Source organism: Micromonospora sp. NPDC052213 (genome assembly GCF_040679695.1).
GTDB lineage: Bacteria > Actinomycetota > Actinomycetes > Mycobacteriales > Micromonosporaceae > Micromonospora.
In genome coordinates this window covers 1-3,786 of sequence record NZ_JBFAVI010000298.1, presented here as the reverse complement: position 1 = coordinate 3,786, position 3,786 = coordinate 1, and the positions used below count along the sequence as shown (strand labels likewise).

The window sequence follows — 3,786 nt, the reverse complement described above, 5'->3', positions numbered from 1 at the left end:
CAACGTAGGCGAGGGCAGCCAGGGCGTCGACGCGGCGAAGAAGATCAAGGGACGCAAGCGGCACATCGCCACCGACACCCTCGGACTGCTCCTCGCTGGGATCGTCACCGCCGCGTCGGTGCAGGACTCCACCGCCGGCCGGCATCTGCTCACCAGCGTGTCCGCGGACCATCCGACCGTGGTCAAGGCGTGGGTCGACGGTGGCTACAACACCGCCGTACGGGCGCACGGCGCCCGGCTGGGAATCGACGTCGAGGTGGTGCCTCGCCCTGCTCGGAAGGGCTTCCACGTCCAGCCCCGGCGGAGGTCCTAACAAAGTCGTACGACGTGTCGGTACGTGATGATGCAGGTGGCGAGGCTGAGGAAGGCTTCGTGCAGGTCGTCGCGGCGTTCCCATCGGATGCGTAGCCGTCGCATGCCGTGGTACCAGGCGATCGTGCGTTCGACCACCCACCGGAACACGCCGAGGCCGGAGCCGTGGGGCTGGCCGCGGCGGGCGATGCGTGGGCGGATGCCCTTGCCGCGTACCGCCTTGCGGTACTTGTCGTGGTCGTAGGCGCAGTCGCCGAAGATCTGGTCAGGGCGTTGGCGTGGCCGGCCGCGCCGCCCGCGTACCGGTGGGATCTTGTCGATCAGCGGGAGTAGTTCGGTGACGTCGTGGCGGTTGCCGCCGGTCAAGGACACGGCCAGGGGGATGCCGGCACCCTCGGTCAGGACGTGGTGCTTCGAGCCCGGGCGGGCGCGGTCGACCGGGCTCGGCCCGCTTTTGGGCCACGTCGGGCAGCCCGCACATGCGAGGAGTCGATCACGGCGCGGTACCAGTTTAGCTTGCCGGCCGCCTGCAACTCGGCCAGCAGCAGCTCGTGCAGCCGCTGCCACACCCGGCCCGGTTTCACTCCTCCAGGCGCCGCCAGCAGGTCATCCCCGAGCCGAACCCCAACTCCTGAGGCAGCAACTCCCACTGGATGCCGGTGTGCAGCACGAACAGGATCCCGCACAGCACCTGCCGGTCCGGGATCCGTTTACGTGCCGGGCGCCGTGCATGGCTCAAGCTTGGGAGCTCTCATACCTAGCAGCGACGGCTGCAACCCGGTCGCGGATGGCCGCACGCAACGACTCGGGGGCGAGGACTTCTGCGGCGGTATCTAGCTGCCATACCGCCCATACAGCATGTCGCAGATCCTCGAATGTCACGTCGAGGCGGACCCAGTCGTCTGCTTCTGGTTCCTCGGCGCGAACGGCGCGTGCGGTTTTCAGCAGTTCCTCCCGGCGTGACTGCCTGACTCTGACGAGCACGGGGATGTGATTCTCGGAGAGGAACTGGGCGCTGCGTTCGGCCCAGATGCGGTCGAGGTCAACCTGCGCGGGTCGTTCCGCCGGTTCGGGAAGTCCCTCGGCGGTCAGCATTCGCGACAGCCGGTAGGTGCGGTCTTCTCCGGACTTGGCGGCCAGCAGGTAGGTGCGGTCGCGGACGGTGACCAACCCGATCGGATCGACGGTGTGTGAGCGAGGCGTCTTGTTAGGTGCGGCGTAGTCGAAGCGAAGCTTGTGCCCGGTGAGCACCGCACGGCGGACCTCGCTCATCACCCTGTCCGCCACGTCCTCAGTGACCAGCCGCCGCGAGAGCAGGTCGGTCTCGGGCTCAACCAGGAACCGCTTGGCGGCATCGTCCAGGCTAGCTCGATGGCCTTCGGGCAGCGCGTCGACCACTTTGCGCATCGCGGAGGCGAGTGCGGTGCTGAGGCCAAAGACCTTCTCGCCACGGCCCGACCCGGCGGTGAACAGCGCGAGCGCTTCGTCGTGGTTCAGTCCGGTCAGCTCTGTGCGGAAGCCTGGAAGCAGGGAGAACCCGCCGTGTCGTCCGCGATTGGCATAGACGGGGACGCCGGCTGTGGACAGCGCCCCGATGTCGCGCAGCACCGTGCGTGCGGACACCTCTAGCTCGCTGGCGAGCTCGTCCGCGGTCATCCGACCTCGCTGGCGCAGCAGCAGCACCAGCGAGACCAACCGATCGGCGCGCATAGGTTCATTCTTACCAAAAAACATGACACAAGGTGTCGCGATTCGTTGGAAGGCTGGTCTTGCGGGCGTCGAAGACGGCGGCTACGGAGCCACCGGGCGCACGCAGTCGCAACTGTTGGAGTGGCAATGGAACGAACAGCAGTCAACCCGGTGACGTGGTCGCTGGAGATGGGGTTCAACCAGGGTGAGGTCGTCTCCGGGGAGACCCGGACCCTCTACATCTCGGGGCAGACCGCGATGAGCAAGGACGGCCGGCCCGAGCACGACGGGGACATCGCGGCCCAGCTAGCGTTGGCCGTGGACAACCTCGAAGCCGTGCTCACTGAGGCCGGCATGTCCCTGGCGAACCTCGTTCGCCTCAACGTGTACACCACCGACGTGGATGCGCTGTTCCCGCACTACGGCGTGCTCGCCGGGAGGCTTGGAACCGCCGGTGTCGCTCCCACGACCACGATGCTCGGGGTGACGCGACTGGCGATCCCCGGCCAAATGGTCGAACTCGAAGGAACCGCCGTCGCGTAACGCGACCATGCCACTCCTGCTGCTCGTGCCGGCCAAGCCGGCACGAGCAGCAGGCAGATGGGGCTTGACCCGGGATCTTGGACACGGTGGTGATTGATTACGCCGCGGCCGTAAGGGTAGCGGCGTGGTGGGTTTCGTAGGCGTTCGGGGAGATGTTGCCGCACGCGGAGTGGCGCCGGCGGGTGTTGTAGCGATGGGCCCAGCGGAACACAGTGCGGCGGGCGGTGAGCTCGTCGGCGAACGCTGTGGCGCCGGCGAGGGTCTCGCGTTTGAGGGTGGCGTTGAAGCTCTCGGCGAGCGCGTTGTCGGCCGAGGAGCCGATGGCGCCCATCGACTGGGTGACCTTCAGACGCTCGCACAAGGCGGCGTACGCCCTGGACGTGTAGACCGACCCGTGGTCGGAGTGGAAAATGGCCCCGGCCAGGGTGCCACGCTCGTGCACGGCCGCTGTCAGGGCGTCTTCGACGAGCTCGGTGCGCATGTGGTCGGCCATGGCCCACCCGGTGAGCTTGCGTCAGTGCAGGTCGATGACCGTGGCCAGGTACAGGTTCCGGCCGTCGGCTAGCGGCAGGTAGGTGATGTCCCCGACGTACCGGCAGTTCGGGGCGGGGGCGGTGAAGTAAGGCGGCGCCGAGGCCCACCAGGGCGACGATGTGGATGCCCTGGAGCCACCGGCGGGCGACCATGAACCCGTCTAGTGCCGTGACCATGAACGTTCGCGGTGTCGGGTGACACGCCGTCCGGCCTGTCGGGCGGGTGGCATCGCGGCGGTCAGGCTGTGGCGGTGGCAGATCCTGTACGCGTGCGGCGGCTCAGTGACCAGGAAGGTCAGCAGCTGCTCAGAATCACCCGCCGGGGAACCGGTTCACCGATCCGACTACGGCGGGCGATGGTCGTGCTCGCCTCGGCCGGCGGGAACACGGTGCCGGCGATCGCCCGCTTGATCCAGGCCGACGAGGACACGATCAGGCAGGTCATCCACCGGTTCAACGACATGGGGATGGCCAGCCTGGACCCTCGGTGGGCGGGTGGCCGTCCCCGCCAGATCAGTCCTGACGAAGAGCAGTTCATCGTCGAGACGGCCAACACCCGCCCCGAGAAGCTGGGGGCGTCCGTTCACCCGCTGGAGCCTCCGCAAGCTCGCCGACACCTGTGCCTTCACGCCACCCGCCGGGTCCGGATCGGGCGGGAACGGCTGCGGCAGATTCTGCACCGGCACCGGATCACCTTCCAGCGGACCAA

General features: G+C 67.9%; 3 protein-coding genes and 3 pseudogenes. 3 read left to right on the top strand and 3 right to left on the bottom strand.

Features of this window, described 5'->3' with window-relative positions; genetic code table 11:
• Positions 1-256 (top strand): annotated as a pseudogene (locus AB0L34_RS33200) (transposase); the annotation flags it as partial.
• A gap of 56 nt (positions 257-312) precedes the next feature.
• Here the strand turns inward: AB0L34_RS33200 and AB0L34_RS33195 are convergent.
• Together AB0L34_RS33195 and AB0L34_RS33190 are read right to left on the bottom strand one after the other, a co-directional pair.
• Positions 313-1,027, bottom strand: a pseudogene (locus AB0L34_RS33195) (transposase); the annotation flags it as partial.
• A gap of 20 nt (positions 1,028-1,047) precedes the next feature.
• Positions 1,048-2,022, bottom strand: coding sequence for a WYL domain-containing protein (locus AB0L34_RS33190; protein WP_363709566.1), 975 nt, complete (start codon positions 2,020-2,022; stop codon positions 1,048-1,050).
• 126 nt (positions 2,023-2,148) lie between these two features.
• On the opposite strand from AB0L34_RS33190, the gene AB0L34_RS33185 reads away from it, so the two are divergent.
• Positions 2,149-2,544: a RidA family protein gene (locus AB0L34_RS33185; RefSeq protein WP_363709564.1), complete on the top strand. Its 396-nt coding sequence runs from the start codon at positions 2,149-2,151 to the stop codon at positions 2,542-2,544.
• A 97-nt stretch (positions 2,545-2,641) separates the two neighbouring features.
• On the opposite strand, the pseudogene AB0L34_RS33180 reads toward AB0L34_RS33185, so the two are convergent.
• A pseudogene (locus tag AB0L34_RS33180) lies at positions 2,642-3,163 on the bottom strand (IS3 family transposase); the annotation flags it as partial.
• A gap of 183 nt (positions 3,164-3,346) precedes the next feature.
• Here AB0L34_RS33180 and AB0L34_RS33175 point away from each other — a divergent pair.
• Positions 3,347-3,786, top strand: a 440-nt coding sequence (locus AB0L34_RS33175; protein WP_363709562.1) for a helix-turn-helix domain-containing protein, incomplete at its 3' end; no start/stop codon positions are given.

Coding starts and splice junctions, on each gene's coding strand:
- AB0L34_RS33185 (WP_363709564.1), top strand. CDS start 2,149: ATGGAACGAACAGCAGTCAACCCGGTGACGTGGTCGCTGGAGATGGGG.
- AB0L34_RS33190 (WP_363709566.1), bottom strand. CDS start 2,022: ATGCGCGCCGATCGGTTGGTCTCGCTGGTGCTGCTGCTGCGCCAGCGA.